This is a genomic window from Janthinobacterium sp. BJB401, from assembly GCF_013372745.1.
In the GTDB taxonomy this organism is placed as follows: Bacteria; Pseudomonadota; Gammaproteobacteria; order Burkholderiales; family Burkholderiaceae_D; genus Janthinobacterium; species Janthinobacterium rivuli.
This window is the reverse complement of the sequence record NZ_JABXFH010000034.1, coordinates 33,276-56,217: the sequence shown is the minus strand read 5'-3', so window position 1 is coordinate 56,217 and position 22,942 is coordinate 33,276. Positions and strand designations below refer to the sequence as shown.

General features: G+C 51.1%; 13 protein-coding genes. 1 reads left to right on the top strand and 12 read right to left on the bottom strand.

Annotated elements, in window-relative coordinates; all coding sequences use genetic code 11:
• Positions 1 to 85: 85 nt before the first annotated feature.
• The 10 genes from HWE17_RS20095 to HWE17_RS20050 form a co-directional block, all read right to left on the bottom strand.
• Positions 86 to 4,210, bottom strand: a complete 4,125-nt coding sequence (locus HWE17_RS20095; RefSeq protein WP_176389972.1) for a hypothetical protein — start codon at positions 4,208 to 4,210, stop codon at positions 86 to 88.
• A gap of 1,114 nt (positions 4,211 to 5,324) precedes the next feature.
• Positions 5,325 to 8,579 (bottom strand): helicase C-terminal domain-containing protein, encoded by a 3,255-nt coding sequence (locus HWE17_RS20090; RefSeq protein ID WP_176389971.1) that lies wholly within the window; start codon positions 8,577 to 8,579, stop codon positions 5,325 to 5,327.
• Positions 8,576 to 10,378 (bottom strand): hypothetical protein, encoded by a 1,803-nt coding sequence (locus tag HWE17_RS20085; protein ID WP_176389970.1) that lies wholly within the window; start codon positions 10,376 to 10,378, stop codon positions 8,576 to 8,578. The genes HWE17_RS20090 and HWE17_RS20085 overlap by 4 nt, the downstream gene beginning before the upstream one ends.
• Complete coding sequence (locus HWE17_RS20080; RefSeq protein ID WP_176389969.1) at positions 10,371 to 11,606, bottom strand: DUF6361 family protein; 1,236 nt, start codon at positions 11,604 to 11,606, stop codon at positions 10,371 to 10,373. Before HWE17_RS20080 ends, HWE17_RS20085 begins: the two co-directional genes overlap by 8 nt.
• 1,126 nt (positions 11,607 to 12,732) lie before the next feature.
• Entirely contained in the window at positions 12,733 to 13,542 is an 810-nt protein-coding gene (locus HWE17_RS20075; RefSeq protein ID WP_176389968.1) for a DUF2971 domain-containing protein, read from the bottom strand.
• 49 nt (positions 13,543 to 13,591) lie between these two features.
• On the bottom strand, positions 13,592 to 14,296 hold the full coding sequence (locus HWE17_RS20070; protein WP_176389967.1) for a hypothetical protein: 705 nt from the start codon (positions 14,294 to 14,296) through the stop codon (positions 13,592 to 13,594).
• A 126-nt stretch (positions 14,297 to 14,422) separates the two neighbouring features.
• Positions 14,423 to 15,226, bottom strand: a complete 804-nt coding sequence (locus HWE17_RS20065; protein WP_176389966.1) for a hypothetical protein — start codon at positions 15,224 to 15,226, stop codon at positions 14,423 to 14,425.
• A 223-nt stretch (positions 15,227 to 15,449) separates the two neighbouring features.
• Positions 15,450 to 16,025, bottom strand: a complete 576-nt coding sequence (locus HWE17_RS20060) for a hypothetical protein (RefSeq protein WP_176389965.1) — start codon at positions 16,023 to 16,025, stop codon at positions 15,450 to 15,452.
• Between the two features lie 643 nt (positions 16,026 to 16,668).
• Positions 16,669 to 17,943 carry a hypothetical protein gene (locus HWE17_RS20055; RefSeq protein ID WP_176389964.1) on the bottom strand — a complete coding sequence of 425 codons (1,275 nt, stop codon included), beginning with the start codon at positions 17,941 to 17,943 and terminating at the stop codon, positions 16,669 to 16,671.
• 145 nt (positions 17,944 to 18,088) lie between these two features.
• Positions 18,089 to 19,087 carry a toll/interleukin-1 receptor domain-containing protein gene (locus tag HWE17_RS20050; protein WP_176389963.1) on the bottom strand — a complete coding sequence of 333 codons (999 nt, stop codon included), beginning with the start codon at positions 19,085 to 19,087 and terminating at the stop codon, positions 18,089 to 18,091.
• 722 nt (positions 19,088 to 19,809) lie between these two features.
• On the opposite strand from HWE17_RS20050, the gene HWE17_RS20045 reads away from it, so the two are divergent.
• Positions 19,810 to 21,033: a hypothetical protein gene (locus HWE17_RS20045; RefSeq protein ID WP_176389962.1), complete on the top strand. Its 1,224-nt coding sequence runs from the start codon at positions 19,810 to 19,812 to the stop codon at positions 21,031 to 21,033.
• A 292-nt stretch (positions 21,034 to 21,325) separates the two neighbouring features.
• Here HWE17_RS20045 and HWE17_RS20040 read toward each other — a convergent pair whose 3' ends face one another.
• Both HWE17_RS20040 and HWE17_RS20035 read right to left on the bottom strand, forming a co-directional pair.
• Positions 21,326 to 21,664, bottom strand: a complete 339-nt coding sequence (locus HWE17_RS20040; protein ID WP_176389961.1) for a YegP family protein — start codon at positions 21,662 to 21,664, stop codon at positions 21,326 to 21,328.
• Between the two features lie 206 nt (positions 21,665 to 21,870).
• On the bottom strand, positions 21,871 to 22,527 hold the full coding sequence (locus HWE17_RS20035; RefSeq protein WP_176389960.1) for a hypothetical protein: 657 nt from the start codon (positions 22,525 to 22,527) through the stop codon (positions 21,871 to 21,873).
• Between the last annotated feature and the right edge of the window lie 415 nt (positions 22,528 to 22,942).

Below are 22,942 nucleotides of genomic sequence, written 5' to 3'. Positions count from 1 at the left end.
TGTTTAAACACAGAGCTTGATGGCGGGTAAGGGATGGCGGAGAGCAGCATCGACGATACTCCGCCGTTTCGGGTGGCATTTATGTTCAGGGGCTGATTAAACGCGCCTCCAGCGCGGTGCCCAAAAGTACCTGTCCAACTTGCGTAGACTTTGCCGATGCCTCGTTTGTCGCAGTGGCCTGAGCCTGGGCTGGCTCGGCCGTTTGAACTGGCAACTGTACTTCAGTTGCCAGCTCGGCAACCGGACTTGACTTGTCTTCCACCAAACAAGGGATGCGACTGCAGAAGATAGCTCGCACGGCAACAGGTCGATTGTCCGCAGGCGCTTTGAGACGACTCCGTGCGCGTATGACCCGCTCCCCCAAGCTCCGGCGTTGAAGCCGCATTCGTTTAGCAGAAAGTTCGTTTGCGGGTTCATAGAGATGGATAATTTTGTTTGCATCGCTAGTCACGTTAACGATAAAGTTGGCAACCTGAGTCTCAAAATCAGGTGGACACTGCTTGTGCCGCATCGCGGCCTCCACCACGTGCTCGAGCAGTTCTCCGAACGCCCCTAGATGGATTTGAAGAGAAGCGATTTGCGCTAAGAACTCGAACGCAACATGAGTGACGGAAGCGAAGTCGGTCTCGTCCGACGATAGATAGAACTTGAAGCGACGCATGCCATGCTGAAGGTACACGCCCCCTTGCAGGACCATCCAAGTGAGGTCAGCTGAGCCCATCGATACGAAGCTTCGATTCTGGAGGAACTGTCGAATCGTGGTAGCCGCAACCATCATGGGGTCGACGAGATTCTTGCTTGCGCAGTGCATAAGCAAAGCTTGTGGCCAGACCCCTGGGACCTTCGCAACAACTCCCAAGACGAAGCGGAGGCGCCCATCTAGCGTCAAGACTGTTGCGTTAGCAGCCTTGGCCAGCAGCAGCACTTCCATTTCTTCGTCCTGAAGCACTTCGGCCAAGCGGGACATCTCGGCGTCATTTCCCAGTTCACCATACGCAGGTTGTACCTCACAGTACTTCTCGACGGCTGCTAGGATAGCTGCGAAGAACTCGATTCGCCGTATATGGTAGCGAGCATCGTGCTCGATAAAGGCAAGCTCTCCGTTCACCTCGGTGCTGGTCGCAACGCTCCTGTCTTCCTTTGCCTCACGGAGGAGGCCCTCCAACATCGCCTTCGTTACTGTTGAAACGAGCACCTTTGGAAGGTGGGCCAGTAATTCCGGAACCTCGATGTGGACCAGCTCAGCTAGGGTCAGTGCGTCGATAACGTAGGCAGCATCGGGACGGGCGAAGAGTTCAAGTGCCGCAATACGTTCCGCTTCGACTCCAGTTCCAACGAAGAGTGGCGGCCCATCCGTCGGCCAACCTAAGACAGCCTCTACAGTGCTACGTCCCATACGCTTGCTAAACCCGGAAAGCGTCATGTACCCAGCGGCATAGGCGTCGAACTGTTGGCGCGAAATGGCGGAGCAACGCATGACCTCAGCCTTCATTTGTGCTAGGTCGTGTTCGCTATCGCCGCTCATTCCGACGTGAACCATCTTCATATGAGGCAGCCCTCCCAACGCATTTGCGCGCTCCTGCACAACCTGCAACATGCGCCGATAGGCCGATTGAATGGATGTCACCGTGTATTTCTTCGTGTCGCCAAAAGCAAGTGCGGGAAGGTCTATCTGTTGCCCTACAACTGCGCCAAGCAACGCCGCGGCGGGAGGCGCAGCTGCGTCTGAGTAATCCTCACGCTTAGGAAGCTCTCCAACTTCCGCTGGGTCGATGACCAACCGCGTGGACTGGCCGAATTCATCGACCAGAGTGATGCAACTGCCGGCTGTGACTGACGGTACTTCTTCCTCCATGAAGGGAAGCTCGCCAGGCATCCCTACGATAGAGAGGAAATACGCCGACAGCGCTTCCGGCTCGTCCAAGTTGCGACGGAGCATTCGATACAGCCGACGCATCCCACGCTCGGCTTCACCGTATCGAAGCTCTAGGTACGCCAACTGGGTTGTTACCCGTATCGGTCCGTCGAGTAGCTCCGGAACGCTTCGAAGGTCGTTTTGGAACTCGGACGGCGTCGACGAGTGCAAGCTCACGCTCAACTTGAAGAGCCAGCTTCCAGCAGTATCCGGATGCCTTAGCAATTGCGCGGCCACCAACGGACGTAGGAAAGCCCAGTCTGCGGCTTGCTGGCCAAGCTCAATGGCAAGGCTCCGGGTCTTATCGTTTTCAATCCAATCGGCAGGTAGCCTAGCAATCAACTCCTTCGCTTTGCGCCGGTTGTTAGACCGCACATAGCACGCAAGCAACCTGTTATGCAGGTCAGAGAGATTGCCAGGAGTCGCCAACCGCTCGAACAGCGCCCCTGCCTCGGCGAACTGTCCGACGTTGAACAGCAGCTCTGCGAGCATAAGCTTCTGGGTGTCCGTGCTCTGGGGCGTCACCACGGCCTTTGCCCGTTGCACAACTGCATCAGCTTCCAAGACTCGTCCGACCCGGTTTAGGACTCGCGCCGCGACGCAGGCCGAAATGAGTCCGCCGGCGACCTCGACCTTTGCCGCAAGCAATTCACTGATAGCAATTCCCGGCCGTTCGGCTTGCATCAATGCCTCCCAGCGAAGAGCAGCGAGCAGTTCAGTCGTCTCGTCGTCGGCTGGGTCATAGGCAAGTGCTGCATCTGCAGTCTGCTTGAGCAGTGCAAGATTGCCATCGTCAGCAGCTACCTGCCCTATAATGATTAGGCTGGCGGAGTTCATCTCGGCCAGCCTTTCAGTGGCGAGACCCAGGAGCTCCCCTCCCCGGTCTAACCCAAAGAGAGCAGTCACCTGGATGCGCAGAATTTCAGGCGAGCAGTACCCGTGAGCCTCGGAGTCCCGCGCGAGGACGAGTGCCTCCGGAAACCGATGCAGCATCAGCAGGGCGTAGCCCAAGTGGGCGACAGTCTCACCCACCGATTCAGACTGAACCTCCCAAAGGCGTTCGTGCTGCGGGTTGAACAAGCCGATGGCAAACTCGAGTGCCTTCGTTTCGCGCGCCGGAAGCGCACCCGCCATTACTCCGACAGGAAACCGGGACCCGCACTCGACGGCAATCCGAAGTGCGTTAACTCGGATGAAGAATCCCGCCGCCGGATGGTTGGCGGCTTCTTGGCTAAGCTTGATTGCCTCGTCGAGGTTCCCCGCACTGAGTTCTGCCTGTGCAACGAACTGAAGGGTGTCGGGCTCTTGCTTTAGTGCCTCGGGCACATCCCTCATCTGCACGCGCGCTCCTTGCAGGAGGCGAACGTTGGCCAGCGCGAACCAGACCTGCTGAGAGTCCGGGAATCGTTCAAGGGCTGATTCCCCTGCTACACGCGCCTCGTCGAGCTTTCTCTGAAGCATGAGGCCTCGAACTTTGGCTGCGGCCATGCGCTCGTCGTCTGGATAAAACTCGAAAGCCTTAAGAAACAAGCCGGCGGACTCTTGGTCGTCCACGCACATGAACCAGCGGCTGAGCCCCTTCTGGAGGTACCAGCGAGCCTTTTGGTGCGCATCGAAAGGTTCCAGGTCCTTGCCAACAACCGCCAAGTGGTCCAATGCATCGCGGTACCGGCAAGCTTTCAGCAATTCATTGGTACGGTCCAGCTGGTCAGAGATGAGTCGGTTGACAGACTCAGGTCGCGCGGGCGGCAGACCCGCAATGCGTTGCACAACAGCGCTCGTATTCAGCACGATATCGCTAATCGCGCTGAGCGAGGCCTCTTGCCGATGAAAGGCTGCGCCTGGGGTGTGTGGCGCATAGCTGTCCTGAAGAACCGGGAACCGGTCGATGTGATTGCAGATGTCCTCCCAAAATTCCACCTCGATGGGAAACTGCCCCTTAGCCTCACGGTAATCGGAGAGTTCTTGGGCCTTCCTCAGTAGAGGTGCGTCATTTGGTGCGGTTGTAGCAAGGATGAGCTTCTTGATGGGCGTATTGTGCTTGTCGGCCTTTCCAACTTCATCCTCGACGTCTTCCCACTTGACCGGCTTCATTGTGTACTTTTTGCACTGTATGCCTACGCGCCCAACGCCAGGCACCTTCACGAACACATCAACACCGCCCTGAGCTTGGCCTCGGCGGCCGTTCATCTTCGGCATCGGGTCGTTGAAGACCACCCCGTATACCTGTGCGCACATGCGTTCGAAGTCCGCCTCATTTTTTGGTGGTGAAATCTCGAATGGAATGATATGCAAGCAGGAACCCTCTCTTCAGTTAATTCTGCGCCGGGGAACCCGTCGCATCCCGATTATTCGCCCAAAACTTGAGCGCCTTACACACGGGATGGAGCACATGCTCAACTTGTAATTTCTATCGCAGCTTACGACATTTTAATTCGGCTGTGAATGAACGTAGCCTGCCCACAGAGCAGCTCTGCGTAGAGTCATCACTTGCATCTATTCGAACAGATTTAATCACCTACCGCTTTTGGAGACGCTATAGCGTCGTATGCAGAGTATGTTGAACATATCGCAAAATTGCAATCCTTGGCCGAGGCGGCCCGCGAAGATAAACTTAATGATGCAATTTAGACAATCAAGAACTTGATGCAACTGTAGGCGGAGGTCGTGCGAAGCCAGAAAAAGTTGAGGACTAGGTTACTGCGCAATCTCTGCTCAGCCACCGAGCGTTGGAGCTCCCATCACGCTTTTCGTAGGGCGCATGTTCCAGCAAGTCTGCAACAAGCACCTGCGCCAATAGATTTGAAATGTACAACGCATCCCTTAGGAAATTAATTTAGATATGTATTTTTTCCGACGTTGAATCATACTGTATAAAAACACAGTGGTCAGTTGCCAAGAACCATCTTTCTCCAATCTAACCAAGTAATCCAAATCAATGTTGTGCCCTCCCCTCATCCAAAGCGCTTCAGCTCGCGCTCTTCTGCAACTGCCTCTACAGGACGTATGGCGTGCGAGCGAACTCGCTCTGTCGAGGTCGACGACGTGCACGACCGGCTATGCGGTTTTGGATGCGGAGTTGCCAAACGGTGGATGGCCTAGGTCCGCTTTGGTGGAGGTGCAGCTTCAACAGGCGGGTATCGGCGAGATGCAGTTACTCAAACCCGCTCTAGCCAAGTTGGCCACCACGCAACGCATTGCCTTGATTCAGCCTCCATATCTACCGCACGCTATGACTTGCAAGTCCTGGGGTCTTGTTGACCGCAACCTACTTTGGATTCGGCCGAGCAGTTCGGCTGGCGCGTCGGTGTGCTGGCGGCGAGGTGCCTGATTAACCGATGCAATGCAAGACTAAGCTCGAACGGACAAGGATTAGGCACATCACAAGATAGATTGTCCCTTGACATCGCTACCATACGCGTTTTCGATAGTTAATCGGAGCCAAGTCGATGAGCAGGGCTCGACGAATTTCAACAAGGTCTGCCTCACTATATTTTCGTTTAAGCAAATTTTCAACGAGCTCCTGCTGTCGCGGTTGGCCAAACGACAGCCTATAAAGCGAGAGGATACGTAGAACCTCATTCAGGCGCGTCAACTCGGAGCTGAATGGCATCGAGGGCACAATGCGTTCGATTTTGGCGGAGCCACCCGGAGCGTGCCAGAACGGCACAAGGTCTGTCCCCCGGACTTCCGATTTTGCAATATCAAACAATGTCTCCCAAACATCTGCCGGTCGATTTTTTCCCATACGATGCCCATATTCTTCCGCAATGCGCTGGCGAACGACCAAAGATTTGAAGCGATTGATTCGACCTTCACGTTGCTCTAGGTCTATGGGATTAGGCGGTAAGCTCCAGTGCACGATACGGCGGCAGTACCAGTGGAAATCGAGTCCCTCCTGCCCGATAGATGTGGAGTTGAGCATAAACGGCCAGAACGGCGAATTGAACGCAGCTCGCGCATTCGTGATTCGGCTGACACCAGCCTCATCCGTGCTCTTCTGATTGCCAAGAGGAACTGCGTAGTGACAGTGGAATCGAACATCATAACTCGTGTCCCTCTTTGGAGGAGGCAGTTGCGTTTGGGCCGTCACGGATACCGCTCCCGTGTCGACAGCGACTTTAAACGCTTTCACCGAGTCAGCAAGCGTTCTGTGAATTGACTTCAAGAGATGCAAATACTCGTCGAATACGGCTTGAAGATTACCCATAGCACTATACCGCGCGACTGCAATCCAAGGCTTATCGGCGCCACAAACGGCGCGTAGCACACGCTGAGACTCGATGCGGTTCATTTTGTCGAGGAATGACAGCGCCGCATCAGTGGCACCGGATAAGAGATTCTCAGCGTCTGCGCTCCCGCTATCTGTCCATGCTGCCTGCATACCTCGATTCATGCAGACACCCGCTCCAGCTATGGAAAGGTCCACAAGATAGCTCTTGAGGTCAGAAGGCGGTTCTCCAAGTTCAAGCACCTCTCTTTCGAGTAAGAGAAGCATGGATTGAACCTGAGATTTCCTCATATCAGAACTTTCTGACATTTTTTTCATTGCACTTGTCCATTGTCGCACATGCGACTTCCCGTCTGCGGAGAGCCAATCCAGCAAGATAGGTGCCAAGACGTACCATGATTTCTTTTTCGAAGCTTTGCCGTTGCCAAACGTCGCACACATTCGCTTGTAGTCGACCGAAAGCTCCTTTTCAATCCTCCCTCTTAGCTCGTGTAGCCCATACTCGCCAGCGAGTTGAACAGCGCTCAACCTCGCTGATGGATACACAAGACCCCATGCTGTAGTTAGCGACTTCGCATCAAATCGAAACGTCCGTGAAAACTCATCACGGCTTTCAAAGTATGGTGGTCGCTTTCCGCGAGCAGGGAGAAGCCTGCGCTCGCACTCATATGAGACATAACTACTCAGTGCCCTCGGCGCAAGCACAAGCGATGAAAACAGTAGGGTCTTGCTGAAGTCTGCCTGCCCTGCAAACGGCCCATCCGCCTGGTAGTTCGGCATTGCCGGCGGAACCCAAAGCAGCCGCTCAGCGCCTTCCGGTGCAGCGGCAACCAATACCTCCTTGAAGCGAGCGCTTGGCGCGTCACGTGTCAGATTAATTTGATATCCACGAAACTTCTCAACGGGAATCCATGCATCGCTAGAGGACTTTAATGCCGTCGCAACCCCAAGAATCCCTTTGTGCACACGAAGACTCTCGCGCAACTGGTAGCCACCGAGAAAAGACAGACACCATGGCGCTGCTTTATGTAACTTCATCACGTCAATACCTGCACTGCCGACGGAGGCCGCCTTTAGAGCTTCCGAAAGGCGGTCAAGCGCGATGTACTCATTGATTTCTGTTGGACTTGGTACGCTCGGCTGAGGCACACCGCTGCTAAAGATGCGCTCGATATCAGGCTCAATGCCTGCCCTCTCCGTTCGGCATATGTAGCTTCGCAGAACTGTCTCCACCGCCGACTTCGCTTTGCTCTGCAAAGTATTTTCGGCCAATGGACTCTCAGGAAGCGACAGGATGTCTTTAAGCAAAGCCTCCCGATTCATCTGGTAGCGCTTCACAATAGTCGGGTCCGTCCTACACAAATATTCTAAGAGTTCAGAAAGCTCCTGTGCGTGCGCCGTCCCCTCGTCCTCCTCACCGATATGTGTCAACGCCTTGAATGGCGTTGCAGAGAGTAAAAGGGTCGCGTAATTCGTGCCTTCATGCAGCACGCGCCGGGCAATGACTTGCTGCTCAGAAGTCTTTCCGTATGAGCTTTTGAGGTCAACGGAAATGTTAACAAGGGTTCGAAACCGCTGAAATTCATCCAGGATAAAGAGGTCAGCCTTGAGATTCTGGGCGCATGCTTCGACGAACATCTCGCGAATTCGCCCACGCACCTGCCACTCGAGATGTGATTGATTTTTCTTCCCATCTCCATCAATTTCTGAAACACCCCGAAGCAAGCTACGCCAAGAATGCAAGCTGAGTCCAAGTGCCTTCGCTGCCGCAAACGCGTTGGCATCGAGTTGAGGTGACTCGCCCAGTCGGTCACTAAATTCTGCTAAGGTCTCGGTTTCAAGCCCCTCTGATTTTTCGTAGTACTCTTTCGCTACTTGCCAGGAGTGATTGACATCGTTGCGAAAAAATTCTTGGAGCTCGACGGTATCTTTAACGTATGCCGACTTCGCTACCGCGCGCCAAATGATGTATCGCTCGCGCGCATTTCCGCCGCCTTGTGTCAAAGAAAACGAAGTCGCAGGCGTTAGAGAGCAAAGCTCTAGAAGCAATCCCTCTTTTGATGCCGGCTGCTTCAGCCCGAGTTCAGCAAGACGGCCAAAGCTCGGGGCGCTAACCCATTTGTCAGCCCCTTCTCCGTGAAACACTGCAAGCTTGTTTGCGTTCTCCTGGGCTAGCGCGAGATTCGAGCAAATGTAAACAACCCGGAACGGACGCCTCAACTTGCCCCGATTCAAATAATTCAGCAGAAGCTTTGCGATTACACCTCGCGCCACGAGAGTCTTTCCTAGTCCGACTTCGTCTCCCACGAGAAGACGACCTTGCGGCCCAGCAGGACCAACAAGACGTTGACAGGCCTCTTCTACAGTCGCATTCTGAAAATCCGTTAGTTGCGCTAACGAATTGTTAATATGGTCAATAGCGTCCAGGGTCACTTCTGAACCTCTGCATACATGGCAAAACCTTTAAAAAGTTCCTCGAGTCCAGGCGGTATCGGTACGCCTTCCTCGTCAAGTCGTTGGAATACCCTTAGCGCCCTGCCTAAACGGTCGGGCGCACGAGCAGCCGCACGTAAGAGCTGTTCGTATAACCCTCCTGTACCGCCGAGACCAAAAATATCAACGTCAGAACCGCCGCCGTCAGCACGGAACCATTGCGACTTGGATGCTCCAGCATCCAACAACAATGTTAGGTAATTGAGCAGCTTTTCACCCGAGTCAACCGTTTCTCGGAAAACCGCACGCTTGCGGGCGTCCATGAGGTCGGCACTGAATGACGCCTGAATTGCGAACGTCTTACAGAACTTATCTACATGAGAAGTTATTTCGATGGGCACGAAGGCGCTCACATCGGTCAATTTTAGCTTTTCCCACCGAAGCTTAGATGCAAGTTCCTTCCACGCTTGTCGACAGAGAAGTCCCACATTCACCTGGTAACCAGCTGGAAGTTTCGGTAAAGGCGAGACGGTGAGCTCAACCGAATAATTACCCTCAACACCCTGCTCGGCATGGATGCTCCAGCTTGCAGATGTCAGCGAGTAGACCGCTCGGCGGAAGTCCGGATTGGCATCGGCCGAGACACTCTTGCTGTCACTGAAGGTGTGCTTTTCAAAGACCCCTGTTTTCACCCATTCGTCCAATAGCTTTTGCGGGCCGACTTTAGAGTTCGAACCAACCAGACGCAGCATAAGCTCTCGATTGCGAGGTGGGACGCCTTTCGAAGGCTGGCCAAAAGCCGCATTGGTCATGTTTGCAGAGCCGACGTGCCACACTGCTCCCTCAGCTGTTTTTGCCACTATTAGCTTGGCATGCAAATCCTGCTGCGACGGCTGGTCTTGATGCAATCGTTCTTCGCCGTCCACAACTAATTCCGAAACGGACTTTACATCCCAGCCAACTAAGGTCGCCTCACCAATGGCATCCAGCGTGTCGGCCCGGCTAATAAGGGTCTTCCTTCCTTTGGTTCTAAACCCGAGCTCACGTAGCAGACTCGTCTCATCAGCGTCTACGAAGGGTGAGACCACGAGCAGCTCATCGATTTTCCCCTTCAAATCGATGGGAGTCATCGCGGCATTTTTGGGCGTTGGCGCGAGACCAGGAAGAATTGAAAATTCGTTGAATGCCGTTGGCTCATCCCATTTAACGGCGTCAAGCGTCTCACACATACTTTCTAGGCTCTCGGCATGTTTTTCTCCGACTACCAATGAGTGTAAGAAGTCCACCAATTTAGGGTCTGAGTTAGCGCCGCGCTTCACCACTTGGCCATCGATAGCCACCGCAATATCCCAGCTCCGGTCAAACGTCAGATTCCGAGAAAGAACAACTAGTCGGAGATGGACTGGCTTCTTGCTATCCTGAGGTGTGAATCGCAGCAACCAAATTTTCGGATGAAACGAAGCGAATGCGCCCTTCGGCCCCTCCAACGCAATTGATGGAACAAGTAATGGTTCCAGTAAAGTGAACAAGCGATTGAAATTCTTAGGAACCTTTACATTTCCTTCTTGGTAAAACACCAACAGCCGCTCTTGTAGTTGGTCTAGCGATTCTAGTAAGGCCAGACGTTCACCAGAAATGTCGTCTTCAAGCGTTTCACTGAAATTCAACGCCAGAGACGCGGCCACAAGTGTCTCAAGGTCCAATGAGAACGTTGTCGCGATGCCAAGATTTAGCCTATAGCCAGCGGGAGCCTGTAGCAATTCGCCGTAGTCCAGGCGGTCTGAAGTCACGCTAAGCATTTTGCCCCTCCATCACGTCACGCAACATTCCGCGAGCCGTCGACCACCGATATTCAAGCTCCTTCATTCCGTACCAAGTTGATTTGGTGCGTGGTAGTCGCACAAGCAAAGAGCGACCTGGTTTATTGTTCAATGCCTGCGCACGAACGAGTCCATCAAGCTTCTTTTTTGGTGCGGCGCTGCACATCGCCTCGTTCCAATCGTCGAGGAAAGTGACAGTGAGATGATTGACGGTGACACCTAAGGCGCGCGTTGCATCTAGCCATTCAACCGGAGCACCGCTATGGAATACATTGGATTGAGCAACGCGCGCGCGCCAGCTCGCAAAACACTCCACACACTGCTCAGCCAAATCGTCATCCTCCAGTTCGTGAGCCAGAAGTCCATTGAAAATGATATGTGCTCCCTCGACTGCGTCGCTAAACCGTTGAGCTCGGGCGATTCGCTCCTTGAAAACTGAACTCAGGCTTGGCTGTCGGGAAACCCAAACACTAAATGCGGCAAATCTTTTGTACTTTTCTGCCAAAGCTTTTTCAGCCAATTTTGCAGAGAGCAACTGTGCGGCGACCGAGTGCTCCAACCCTTTCAAAGTACTAAAACGTAAGGACAAGAACTCTGCCTCGGCCCTACTAAGTTTCAGTGTGACGTCATCACGCCAAGTATCCCGTGCGCCAGGCGGCCGTCGAACATTAGACTCAAAACGATGCTCAGCATCATCACTACCTTCCTCGGCATCCACGGCGCTGTATTTCCCGACATCTTGTTTCCAATTACGACAAAACTCGGCAAGCGAATTTTGTGAATTGATGATATTGAAAAGCCTCAGCCCGTTCCAATAAGTTGATGAAGGGCGGCGAGCCACTCCGCCGCTATCAACCATCGTGTGTCCGATAATACCGTCGAGCGGAAGACCGGCTATTTCATGATTTTCCTTAAGGGTTCGAGCCAGCTCGTTTTCAGCTTCGCGAAGATAGACCTCGAAAGGCCGATTGCGGCGTTTCCCTAGCGGCAAACTCGCCCAATCAAGGAAAATGTGAGGGACGGCTAGGAAATATCGAGCCCTAGTCTGAATAGTGGAGAAACCCGGAAATAGGAGGTCTGAAAAGGCATCTCGAACCTGCCCTATCCCTAGCTCATCCAAAGTTCCTGGCTCCTTGAGCAGCGCTAGAACCTCTTGCACACGCGTACGGTCATCCGAAGAAAAGTCTATCCAGCCGAGCCTAATCATTTAATTCCTATTTGCACCATTGATGATGCCGCGAATGGTATCTTTTATTCAATAAAAAACCTAACTAGAGTCCGTATTCTACGGTGCGAGTAGATTTACGACAAGAAAACGAAATAAGTATTTTTGTAGATTGCCCAAGAAAAAATAGACGAACCTACACTCCCACCATGTTACGAAGAGTAAAATTTTCAACAACATCCCTCGAAACGCTCAACAGGCTAGTTCTAGCGCGCTATTAAGCCGAACCCGAATAACAATCCTGACTTAATGAAGCCTGAGTTCAGCCGCTATTGTAATGATGGTGCGTTATATTCTGCCCTTTCGTCATTTAGCGCTGGCTCATCACTCCAAGCTAGGCAAGAGCTCAAGGGAGCAATCGTAATTCGGCTATCATAGGACAAGTTGACCGACTTTTTCATGCACGAACACGCGAACATGACCGAACATCTGACTGACCTCACTGCTGTTCGCGCGGACCTACGCGCCCTGAACCGTGGCAGTCTTCTGATTATTGCCAAGCACGCCATCGAACTAATGCCAGGCGCACAACACGCTAACTGTACATACCGCTACTAGCGTGTTCATTCTCGTAGATATTATGCGAAATTTCAGCCCAACATCTTGGCCAACTCCTTCTCATAAAATTGGTAGGGAGGTTTAAGAACGAAAATCGGCGCAACAACGGTGTTGCAATCTTCGCAAAGGTCGCGGGAAGTGCCGCTTCTACTTCATTCGGTCCGACCTCGCCCTCGATAACGTAGGTGTCATCATATGCGACATGGTCGTCGAAAATGTATCGGCTACCACGATGCCTCCTCAGCGATAGGCCCGTTAGGCCCTCCCACTCCGCAATTATCTGTATGCGAAACGAGCCTTTAGCTATTTGCTTCCCCAAAATATCTGACACGCAGTAAAAAACTCTGCTACACGCCAAGGCGGCAAGGTAAGCTCAAAAGCTTCCCCAGGCATGAAACCAGGGGCCTCAAATTCAAGACCATCTTCCTAAAAACCACGAATCAGTGCCACCTTCCCATCGGGAGACACGCGCCAAAAAATCGGAATGCCCCCACATCGGCAAGGTTAAACTCACGACCAACCATACTTATTAAACTACGCGGATGAATTATTAAGCCCTGTAAGGTACCTTTGAGCTTCGAACCTCTGCATTTTTATAATCCTTAGCGCGGAGATATCTTTCCACACTCTTTCGCGTTAATTCCACGTCGCTTCCTGGGCCGACAGTAATAAATTTGATAGGTAGTCTAGGCCCCACGGGAAGTGTTATGTAGGGCACAATGACACTGCCTTTCGTTCTAAACTTTACGCTTGCATCATCAGCGCCGTGCGCGACAAATCTAAACTCGCGCTCATCCCGGAAACCATTATGTTTAAATCTCGGTAGGAGCTTGGTAATAATTTTACGTGCGTCTTCTTTTATCTCATCTAGTTCCAACTCCCCAACATCGTCTTTCCATTCCTGTAATTCAGCAATTTCTTTTTTTAACTCAGTCCTAAATTTTTGCACTGTCGTTACCTCAGCGTATATCACCTTTGAGGGATGCGACCCAGCATTTCCAAGCAGGCGAGCTATCGTTGGACCATCAAAAGTGATTGCCACACCTTGTTCGGTAGCACCATACCCGCGCCAAAGACTCAACACATCGGGGCGTTCACAGAAGCAAGTGATGAAAGCATCTGCTAGCCCGTCATCTTCGATAATGCTTAACTCATCGATGACCGCCTTAATCCACTTCCTTTCAGCACTGGCCGTGTCCACCTTTACCGCCAACTTAGCTGCCTCAAAACCGTGAAGCAGCTCAGATTTATCATTTAGGAATAGTGCATTAGAAGCCCATAGAGTGTTACTCTCTAAGATTCCCACTAATCCACCGAGGGTGGTGTAGTGAGTCAGCTCTTTTGGAATTTTATTAGTCATAATTACTCTTTATTTAATTCGCTGTTTAATCGCTTCTCAAAAAATAGCGTCATTTATTATTATCTTTCGACTTGCCTGTAGATAGCTTTAGCGTCCCAACGGGCCCAGATTCTTTTCTTTTAATTTCATCCCACTGCGCATCCGCAATTTCACCTAGGGTCCCCCTTAGCGGTTCGTCGATAAGCATCGCTGGAACAATTATCACTAGCGACTTCACTGCATCAGCACATGATTCATTTAGTTTTCTCAACCGATAAGGGAGTATGCTCAGTGTGTAATACTGTTCAGTAGAGATTTTTTTACTCGTAACTGTGGACAAGTTCTTGATATCAGATTGGACTAAGCTACGCTTTGAGATACATATCGCTAATTTCGTTGCCGCATCACCATCACTGTGCGTCAGCAAGGCTAAATGTTCGGCCGGCAACTCTATTTCAGGTAAGCTCGAAGCATGTAGAAACTCAAATGCTAGCTCCCCCGCCTCAGTCGCGTCTTTAGGATTCTGACGAGCATGATTTATGAATGTCTCGATAAACATTGCGGAAGTATCCGTCTCCTTGACCAGTTCTCTAATTTTTGGCACGAGTACGGCTGCAACTGCTTCTGCACCACGCATGTTGGCTTGATGGGCCCGTTTATCTGCCCTGTAAGCAATCCACATACTTAGTATCGATATACTAATTGCCAGAATCGCCAAAATGTCAGTACGACTCCAACCTCGGAATAATTCGGCGAATCTGCTAATGAATTTCATTTTTATTGTTACTTATCTAAGCTCCAGGCATGTTCTCTCGCCCGAAAATTCATATAGAAATATTACAAGTCGGCATGGACCACAATTAAGTTTTCCGCTGCAGAGTCCATATATATAACTTAAAATTTACTCGTTGCTTGGCTCAGCCCAAAAAGCTTCGCCATCCTCTGGACCATCACGCAGTCCCACTATACCCAAGTATAGTAGCAAAGGTACTGTTTTACGCATAGCTGCACCTTGTAAATCGTATGCGAGCCATCCAATACTTAGCCCCCAAACAACTGGACCAAGCCACTCTGCCCACAGCGGGAATTTAGTAATTATATGTTTAATGAGTTCTTCAGCCGCTTTTTTTCCCAAAAAAGTTGCAAGAGCCGCTGTCCCCAAACCGACAACAATCGTTCCAGTAATTTCAGGGCCTAGTACCGACAGCAAAAATGGTAAGAACCGGGTTTTATTCTCTTTTATTTTATCAAAAAACTTATTTTGCTGCTCTTTATTAATTTTTGCCTTATCAAACATATCCCTTTGCTGTTCCGGTGTCATTGCGAAAAATGTTTTTTCCGCCGCCCACTTAACTAAACGTTCAACCTTAGACTCAGGCGAACCTAGGGGCTTTTGTTTCACCTTCAACCGTGAACTAACATCTTCAATTACTTCGTGAATGCTGACGCCTGCCGGTTCCTCATGGTATCTAAGTTTTCGTATGGCGTAGGCCATGTCTGAACTTCCCAAGTATCGAATTTCTCTTTCTATACAGCAACAAAGTCTAGTCTTAATTCCAACTGATGGATAAGTAACATAATCACTAAGCAATGATTTCAGTTCACTATCCGAGGTGAAATTTATGTGACTACCTATTTGCTTCACCAAAAATGAAAAATCATCTGATTCACACTTCAATAACAACGACGTAATTTCGTAAGGCATTTATTAAACCTTTTAATTGAACCGTAGAAGGGGGAAAATATATGGCGGCGCTTTTGGCCGATGATGACTTCTCACGGCATGTTTCTCAGTCTTAGGATGGGCTGTCGCCACATAGTGCGCAAGAGGCGCATATGCCATCCGCGAAAAGACACATTAGCAACACTAACGAGCGCTCTTGGGCGTTTACCGTTTACTCAAAAATATTGCATATCGGTCGGTTTTCTTATTGCTTTCCAATAATCGGATTAATTCGGTCCCGAATTGCATGCTCAAGTAACGCCACGCAAAAATACCCGTGCTCGTGAACGGGTATTGGCAAAAATCCAAAGCGGAAATCAATTCCTTTAATAATCTCTGGACGCGACTGCAGTTTCAATGAATAGGTTTTCGACTCTCCCCCCCCAATTATATGCCCCTTCAATCTGTCTTTTATATCCAGTCGTTTTCCAAGATAAAAAGGTAAATATTCCCCATTTGTGAGCTTTTCCTTATGCATTTTTGCGCGCTGAGGGTAATATCGAGGCATGGCTGGAGGTACATCTTTCGCCCTGATTCGCCCCCACCTGTCCCCAAAATCTTCTAACTCAGTATATCGGCTAAACGGAAATTTCGCTTCTAGATAGTAGAGACCGATACCCACGCAACGGCTATCTAATGATTCTGGGCAGCCTACATCAAACGGCGCTATCGACGCGTGGAGCGCACTTTCCAACAAGTCAAGATTCGACTCTGTAGTAAGGCGGCTTTTGAACGCAGCTGCTTCATTTAAAATTTCTTCAAAGAGTGTTTTTTGTGTCATTGTCTTATAAGAGTGGTCTAATTTCTGCCTATCAGTCTGAGCATCCGGGAATCAGTGGCAATCCAACCGACCCTACGAGTGAAGAGCGGTTTAATCCTCCGGACAACCCTAAGAGAAAATTTCTTTATGCTCGTGTTCATGGTTGTTCTTCGATAAGCTAAAAGCGACTTTTCGAGCTCAGAAACTAATAACTGGGAGGCATCCTGCAAATTGCAGGTAGTCTACATTATTGCCTTATGGAAATGCACGCAAATTGTCACAATAAGAAGAATGGCTTCGGTCGACGCGCATGGCAACTGTCGGTCAGCGTTTGACTTGTAGTTTCGCAAATAGGCTAACCATCTCATCGCAACCACCGAGCTACATTGTCCTATTGTCACGACTTTGACCTCATCCCAGAATCGGTCATACCGTTTCTTGTCATTGTTAAGCATGAATTTAAAGGCGACCTTCCCAAACGTTAGATGTGCGTAACGGCACTTCGGCAAAGCCTGGCTCAACCCGCCGTCTAAGCTGCACCAGCAGCTGGCCGCACTACCCAAACATAAACGATACGACTGTTTTACGCGACGACTAACTTGACACATAACGGTAGTTTCAGCGCAGGGGCTTGGCCAAAAGCGCAGTTAACTCATCAGAAATATCACACCACTTCGGTCAGCCTGCCCGACCGCCATATCCAGCGTCCCTTCAGGGCTGGCAGATGCGCAGGCACCGCCTGCACAGGAGGAGCAAGCTGATTGTCGGGCGGAGTTCGCGGCCGCTCAAGGCGTGCAGGCGGGTCAAGTGCTCCGTGGACGACGATATAGCCCTGACTCTCATATGGGTTGTACGAAAGCTTCTTCAGAAAGCCGCATGCAGCGAGGTAGTCGAGATAAAGGCGGACCTCAGCGCGCACAGACTCGGGCGAGCTGCGTCCAGATTCGAACCTTTCCAAAATCCACTGTATGACCGAAGTCTGCTTGAGTTCGAAGCTGCTGTTCGCTCTCTGGAATATAAAACGGCTGAACAGTGCTGCCTGCCAAATCATTGCTTGCTCTGCGATTGCACTAGCGCCATCACCTTTTTTGCAAAGGTAGTAAGGCCATCGCCCAGCGATTCCCAGACGCTCGCGCAGCTCCCGAACTTTGTCTTCGTGCGACATTTGGCGGTAGCGTTGGTTAGCCGCCTCGCGACGCTTACGGTCGTTCTCGAGTTTTCGATGTCGAGTTGCTTGTCTCTTCTCGTCGGCTTTCTGCTCGACTTGGTGCTCTCTATTTGCTCGCTCAATTCGGGCAGCCAGACCTGCCAACAGTCTCTGCCGCTCCTGCTCTTCATTTGGGAAGAACAGCCAAGTCTTATATCCTGTCTCGTGAAGTACTCGTTGCGCTATTGCGTCAAAGCCCGTCGAGATGTCTAAGTCAGAGAGGTCCACCTCTATTGTCGGCAACTTGAGCTTGCTAATTTTCCGGCGCTTGTTCTCGTCGACACGGTGACGAAAGTACATTTCGACGAGAAGCCTGCGCTCCCCTCGATAACCCACAACATCAGGGCGAATACCGTCTTCCCAGACTTCCGCGCAGGTGCGTTCGAACCGTACAACACGCTCCTCCAACAACACGCTCGACTCCTCCAACGCTTGACCGGACGTCGCTTGGCCATAAACGACAACGCGCATGCTTGGCAGGCGGAGCGAGTTGTGTTCAAGCAGAACTTGCTTCGCAGCCGCATGAATAGCTGACTCTGCGCAGGACTCGCCGATTTCAACGTTGTGGTGGGCAAAATGCCAGCGCGTTTTTGCACCCTTCTTAGCAACGAGTATGGCGCCACACCCAATACAGGTGCATTCGCAAGCTAGCCCGGATTGGACGTCCGCAGGCGCGCACATCCGCCCGTCCTTGAGTCCAAAACCGGTTTGCGTGGAATCTACAATGTCCATCTTTGCCGCTACCATCAACGTCCGCAGCGCCCGACGCTAGCGCGACGGCGGGCTTTCAAGGACTGCTTACTCATCATCGGTACGCTCGCATCTTTTTTTAAAAGCTTCGATGCTCGTCACGAGCTAACGAGGCCACCACAATTTTCTACCGCTGCAACGGTGCAATGAGTAAACCCCAGAGCAACTCGGCTGCACCTTGCTCGGAGAGCCGCTGGTCCTGGCGCCCGCCGAATGACTGCATGCCCAGCGAATTGAAGTACATGGCCTGGCTGTCGCACTCCACATTCAGCATCTCGTTTGAGCTCCCGTCCGGAGCGCTAGCGTCATATGAAAATGAGATGCACTGGCTTCGACTGCCCATACTGTCGATACGGACGACGCATTGCGCGACAGCTTTTCCATCGCGGTAAATGATTGCAGTAAACCGTCTTGTGTCAATTCGCCTGTATCGGCCATCGATGCCAAAATGTCGCGACGCGAGCTCTGCTAGAGATGAATCGAAAAACCGTCCTATGAAATCGAAGGACGAATGAATAAACTCGTCTTTATCCAGGTCACTGAACTCCTTGCTGAGGCGTAGATTACTTGAGCGCGGTACCTCGACGGCAGGTCTCGCCGTTGCGGGAATAACGTTACTGTGCGTCGGTGCCACTGCGGCGGGAGCTGAACCGGCACCCAAACCTCTTTCGACGTTACAGGCACGCACATTCATGGCTTCGACGGCAATTCGAACTTGACGGACAACATCGGTGAATGCTTCGTCCGTGTTAGCCCACGTTGTGATGGCCTTTCCATCTCTGGGCGTTGCCATCAACTTTCCAAATGGAGCGGAGTGCCAGTCGCACGGGCGCAAAATCACAGGGACGACACGTGCTTCGCCAGCGTTAGGGCGTTCAATAGCCCGGTGCATTTCTTTAGAATAACAATAATCAGAACTGATGAAATTTGCGCTCACGAGTAACAGAATAACGTCAGCGCTTTCAAGATTGTCTTTAATGGCGGGGTCGAGCTCATCGCCGGCGAGGATACGCCTGTCATGCCACGCCTCCACATGCCCTTGCCGCTTTAGCAATGAAAGGTGCATCTCGAGTTGGTCTCGAAGCACCTCGTCGGCGTGACTGTAGGAAAAAAAGACTATCGCCATGGGAAGTTCCTATTAGTATCTACAAGATATCGTATGTTGCGACTGGGCCATCGCAGCCAAGCTGTATCTTCGCATGCCGCACTTCAATGCCGCCATCGGGCCACAGAAGACCGGACAAAATACCACCCTTTCGGGAATGACCTCACCAGGAATCCGTTTGCCAAAAGGCTGGAAAAACATCGGTGCAGCGCAATTGAACGAATCGAACGGTATATGAGCTATGTACGTAATACTATTTATACCATTCAAAAAGCTACATCACTCACACCAGTTCACCGTTATCCTCGAGCGCAAGCAAACGGCGCTTCGGAGTTCGAACTGCCCGGATTTTTTCAGTGTCTGTGGTCACGTCTTGCAGCCATATCGACTCGGCATCTGGTCTCGATTTACTTTCGAAATTAATCCCATTTTAGCGTCAAGCGAAGTCAAGCCGTACATCTGGCAAGACGTCACTACCTCACGCAAAAAATCGACAATCGAATTGGGGCGCGCACCGACCAAGTTCATTTGCTAATGCCAGGACCAACGTTGGTAAAATCCATAGTAGACGAAGAGTATTGGAAGACAACCTGGTCGGCACTATTAGCCAGTTTTCACCTGATGACGACGAAACTTCACAGTGCATGTTCCGCCTCCTACAACGCCTATTTTCCTAATCAAATTGACGTCTAATCTCATGCAGCATTGGTAAGTCGACGAACCCGAAACAAACGAGGATAATCATGACTTGGCAAGAGATGTCCTTCGAACGAGAAAAACTGTTCGATGAAGTGTGGGCTACACCCATAACGAAGCTGGCCAACGACTACGGGGTGTCCGATGCCGGTCTTCGGAAAATCTGCATAGTGCTGGACGTGCCGCTACCACCAAAAGGCCACTGGGCGAAATTCGCAGTCGGCAAGGCGATTCGGAAACCAGCGCTGCATAAGACTAATGTCCCAACGACTTATGTCCGTATGCGGCATATAGTCGAGGTTGATAGCGTACTGGAAGAGCGTGTTGCAAAAGCTCAAGATTCCACAACTGCCGTCGCAAAATCTAATAAACCGAATTATGCCCCGCCTACAGACCCAGCAGAATTTTCGCCGCAGACGAAGCTGGTCGTGCGTGCCATGAAGAGCACGAAGCTCGAGGAAGGTGCACTTAGCTCACTCGGCGTGACCTGGGCTGATATCTCGGTCTCTGAGGAATTGAAAGAGCGAGCGCTTCTGCTCGCGGATAGATTTGCATATGAGCTTGACGTACTCGGTGCAAACTTTGAAAATGCGCACCCACCCTTGCCCCCACTCCATCGCGGGGCTCGCCGCGAAGCTGGCATCAAACGGAACTGTTTTACATTGCAGGGGCAGCGCTTCTTCATTCGAATCCGGGAACGCATCACGCAAGAGCTGGTGCCGCCTCCGCCGACCAAACATCTGAAGGGACTGCGCGCGACGGCACGCCAACCTGTAGCGGAATATCGTCCGCCAGAATATTGCTATATTCCGACTGGAAAGTTATATGCATCTATCGTTGACGCCGCCACATACTACGAGCGCTACAAAGTCGAGGACACCGTCCGTGGGACGATTGAGGTCAAGGTAAGAAAGGCCGTCCATTGGGTCGCTGATGCGGCCCTGCGTCGCAAAGTGGAGAACGAGGTGCGCGCGGAACGCGAACTAGCTCGACGCTTGAAGGCGCAAGCATGGGAGACCGAGAAGGCGAATAAGGACGCACTGCTAGCGGCGCTCGCCGGGTTCGAGAAAATGGCAAAAGACCTGGACCGTTCTCGGTCGCTTCGTCGATTGATGGAAGAGATAGTAGCAAGCCCAGCCGCGCCGGCGGAACTCGTTGGTAGCCTGGAATTGATGGCATTGATGGCCGATTGGCTTGACCCTCTTGTGAAAGCTCCATGGCCCGAGGTCGATGGCGTATCGGAAAGAAATCCGTACGGAAGTCTTTGGTAATTATTGTTTCGGCACTCGTGATTCCAAATCTCACCCCGTCGGTCCGCCACGGCCATTGAAGAGCAGGTCGAGACGGAAGCACCGGACGAAGCCGAAATAACGTCGCCGACTATAGTCATTTTGGCCGAAAATTAGGCCGTCATCCGCTAGCACTCTTGCCTCCACGACTCGTCGCAATGAAGTTTCTCCCCGCAGAAATCTTTAGCCAGACGTATTAAAACAGAACTAAAAACCGTAGAGTGTCAAGTTCTACGGTAAAACGTATAGGTTGCAGCACCGCAAATGCTAAACTCTAGGTGTCATCACGAATGTCTTTGGTTGGACCATTTGCTTTCACCGAGACGATGCCGTTATCTCGGCCGGTTGTACTCGCGTAGTTTTCGCTACGTCCAATTACTTCGCCATTCGCAGCCTTGAGCACGAAGGAGTACGGCTGACTTGCGGTAGACTCCTTACGCACATAGCGGTCGTCAATCGGACTGTTCAGCTGGCATGAAGTGATGCCATTCTGAGCGCCCTGCTTGGAAGCATAATTCTCACTCGTCAGAATTACCTCGTTGTTGCCAGCACGCAGCACGAAATGGTATGGCTGGACGGCACTAGACTTCCTAATGATGTAATGACCTGACATGTGATTCTCCTAGATTAGAAGTGATATAGCTATGAGCCCCTTTTTATGCAGGGCTAATGAAAAGCATATCATTCACTATCAGGTAAAAATGCGCGGATTGTCACACCAAAATCAAGAGAACCAATGATGGCTACTATTGCATTGACAGCTTAAAGAACGCAATTTTTTTCGTCCGCTCTTGGCCGAAAATGGAGCCTAGCTTAGCCTTAAGATTCAGCAATAAAATTCAAAAGTGTTACGCCAATCGGAGAGGCCCTGCTCTGCGACAATCCACTGCCACTCATTGTGGTATTTAGCCCTTCGGTACTTACCAAGCCGCGAACGTACAAGTCTTTCCATAATTGGTTATATAAAGTATTTTGACCACGTAATGATGGAATATTGTCCTCCAAGATATGAGCAAGACTTCCCATAGAAAGACCGGCAGGTGCAACCGGAGCATTAGCAAACGCAAGAATTCGAAAGTGCATTTCCGAGAATTCATCAATGAAACTTAGCAAAAGATGTTGGAACGTTTCCTCCGGTGCTTTTCCTATCGCAATATGAATAATTGCATTTTTCAGAGCGTCTAATTTTGCTTGCTGATGAGTACGAATGGCCGCAGATGAAGCTTGCATAACGGCGGTTATAAATTGGTCATTTTCTTGCAATTTCGAAAGGTCTAACCCCTTCTCTTCCAGCACAAGAAGTTTCTTGCCCACTTGCTCCATCCAAGTAGCTCGGCGCCGCTCTAAAGGGGGCTGGACTAATAATTGGAAGAGTTCGACGGCTGGCCCTCCCACAACTGGAATAATAGAAAGCCCAGCCTTCGCCAGAGCATGGGCAAAGTCACCTTTTGAAGGTTCGGGTACATCAACAGACATAGTATTCCTTTCTATCCTCAAAGCTCGCGCAGCGTCCATTTCATGATTTTGCATTTTTGCACAGCCTCGGCTGATTACGGCCAATCGTATGTTACATCAAGAAGGGCACGCTCAAACTTAATCAGTAGAAATGGAAGCACGTAAGTCTAAACGGCAACCGCCACTTCGGAAAAAATGCCATATAAAATCGAACCTATTCATTGAACTTGGAGAACGACACGTGCGTCAACTACATGACTGTTTAACGACACCTGGGATTTGAATACTTCCGTACACCAATGGAGTTCGAGGAGGATTGGCGTAATGAGCTCTACCAGGGCTATGTCGGCTCCATTATCGTTCACGACTGCGCCGGCAACCGGAGATGTTAGACCGGCACCTATCCATCGTGAACTTTAGGCGCATTTGCGCAATC

What these genes read in the sequence shown, in the direction of transcription:
- HWE17_RS20085 (WP_176389970.1), bottom strand. Translation starts at nt 10,378, where the DNA reads ATGCTTAGCGTGACTTCAGACCGCCTGGACTACGGCGAATTGCTACAG.
- HWE17_RS20080 (WP_176389969.1), bottom strand. Translation starts at nt 11,606, where the DNA reads ATGATTAGGCTCGGCTGGATAGACTTTTCTTCGGATGACCGTACGCGT.
- HWE17_RS20075 (WP_176389968.1), bottom strand. Translation starts at nt 13,542, where the DNA reads ATGACTAATAAAATTCCAAAAGAGCTGACTCACTACACCACCCTCGGT.
- HWE17_RS20070 (WP_176389967.1), bottom strand. Translation starts at nt 14,296, where the DNA reads ATGAAATTCATTAGCAGATTCGCCGAATTATTCCGAGGTTGGAGTCGT.
- HWE17_RS20065 (WP_176389966.1), bottom strand. Translation starts at nt 15,226, where the DNA reads ATGCCTTACGAAATTACGTCGTTGTTATTGAAGTGTGAATCAGATGAT.
- HWE17_RS20060 (WP_176389965.1), bottom strand. Translation starts at nt 16,025, where the DNA reads ATGACACAAAAAACACTCTTTGAAGAAATTTTAAATGAAGCAGCTGCG.
- HWE17_RS20055 (WP_176389964.1), bottom strand. Translation starts at nt 17,943, where the DNA reads ATGGACATTGTAGATTCCACGCAAACCGGTTTTGGACTCAAGGACGGG.
- HWE17_RS20050 (WP_176389963.1), bottom strand. Translation starts at nt 19,087, where the DNA reads ATGGCGATAGTCTTTTTTTCCTACAGTCACGCCGACGAGGTGCTTCGA.
- HWE17_RS20045 (WP_176389962.1), top strand. Translation starts at nt 19,810, where the DNA reads ATGACTTGGCAAGAGATGTCCTTCGAACGAGAAAAACTGTTCGATGAA.
- HWE17_RS20040 (WP_176389961.1), bottom strand. Translation starts at nt 21,664, where the DNA reads ATGTCAGGTCATTACATCATTAGGAAGTCTAGTGCCGTCCAGCCATAC.
- HWE17_RS20035 (WP_176389960.1), bottom strand. Translation starts at nt 22,527, where the DNA reads ATGTCTGTTGATGTACCCGAACCTTCAAAAGGTGACTTTGCCCATGCT.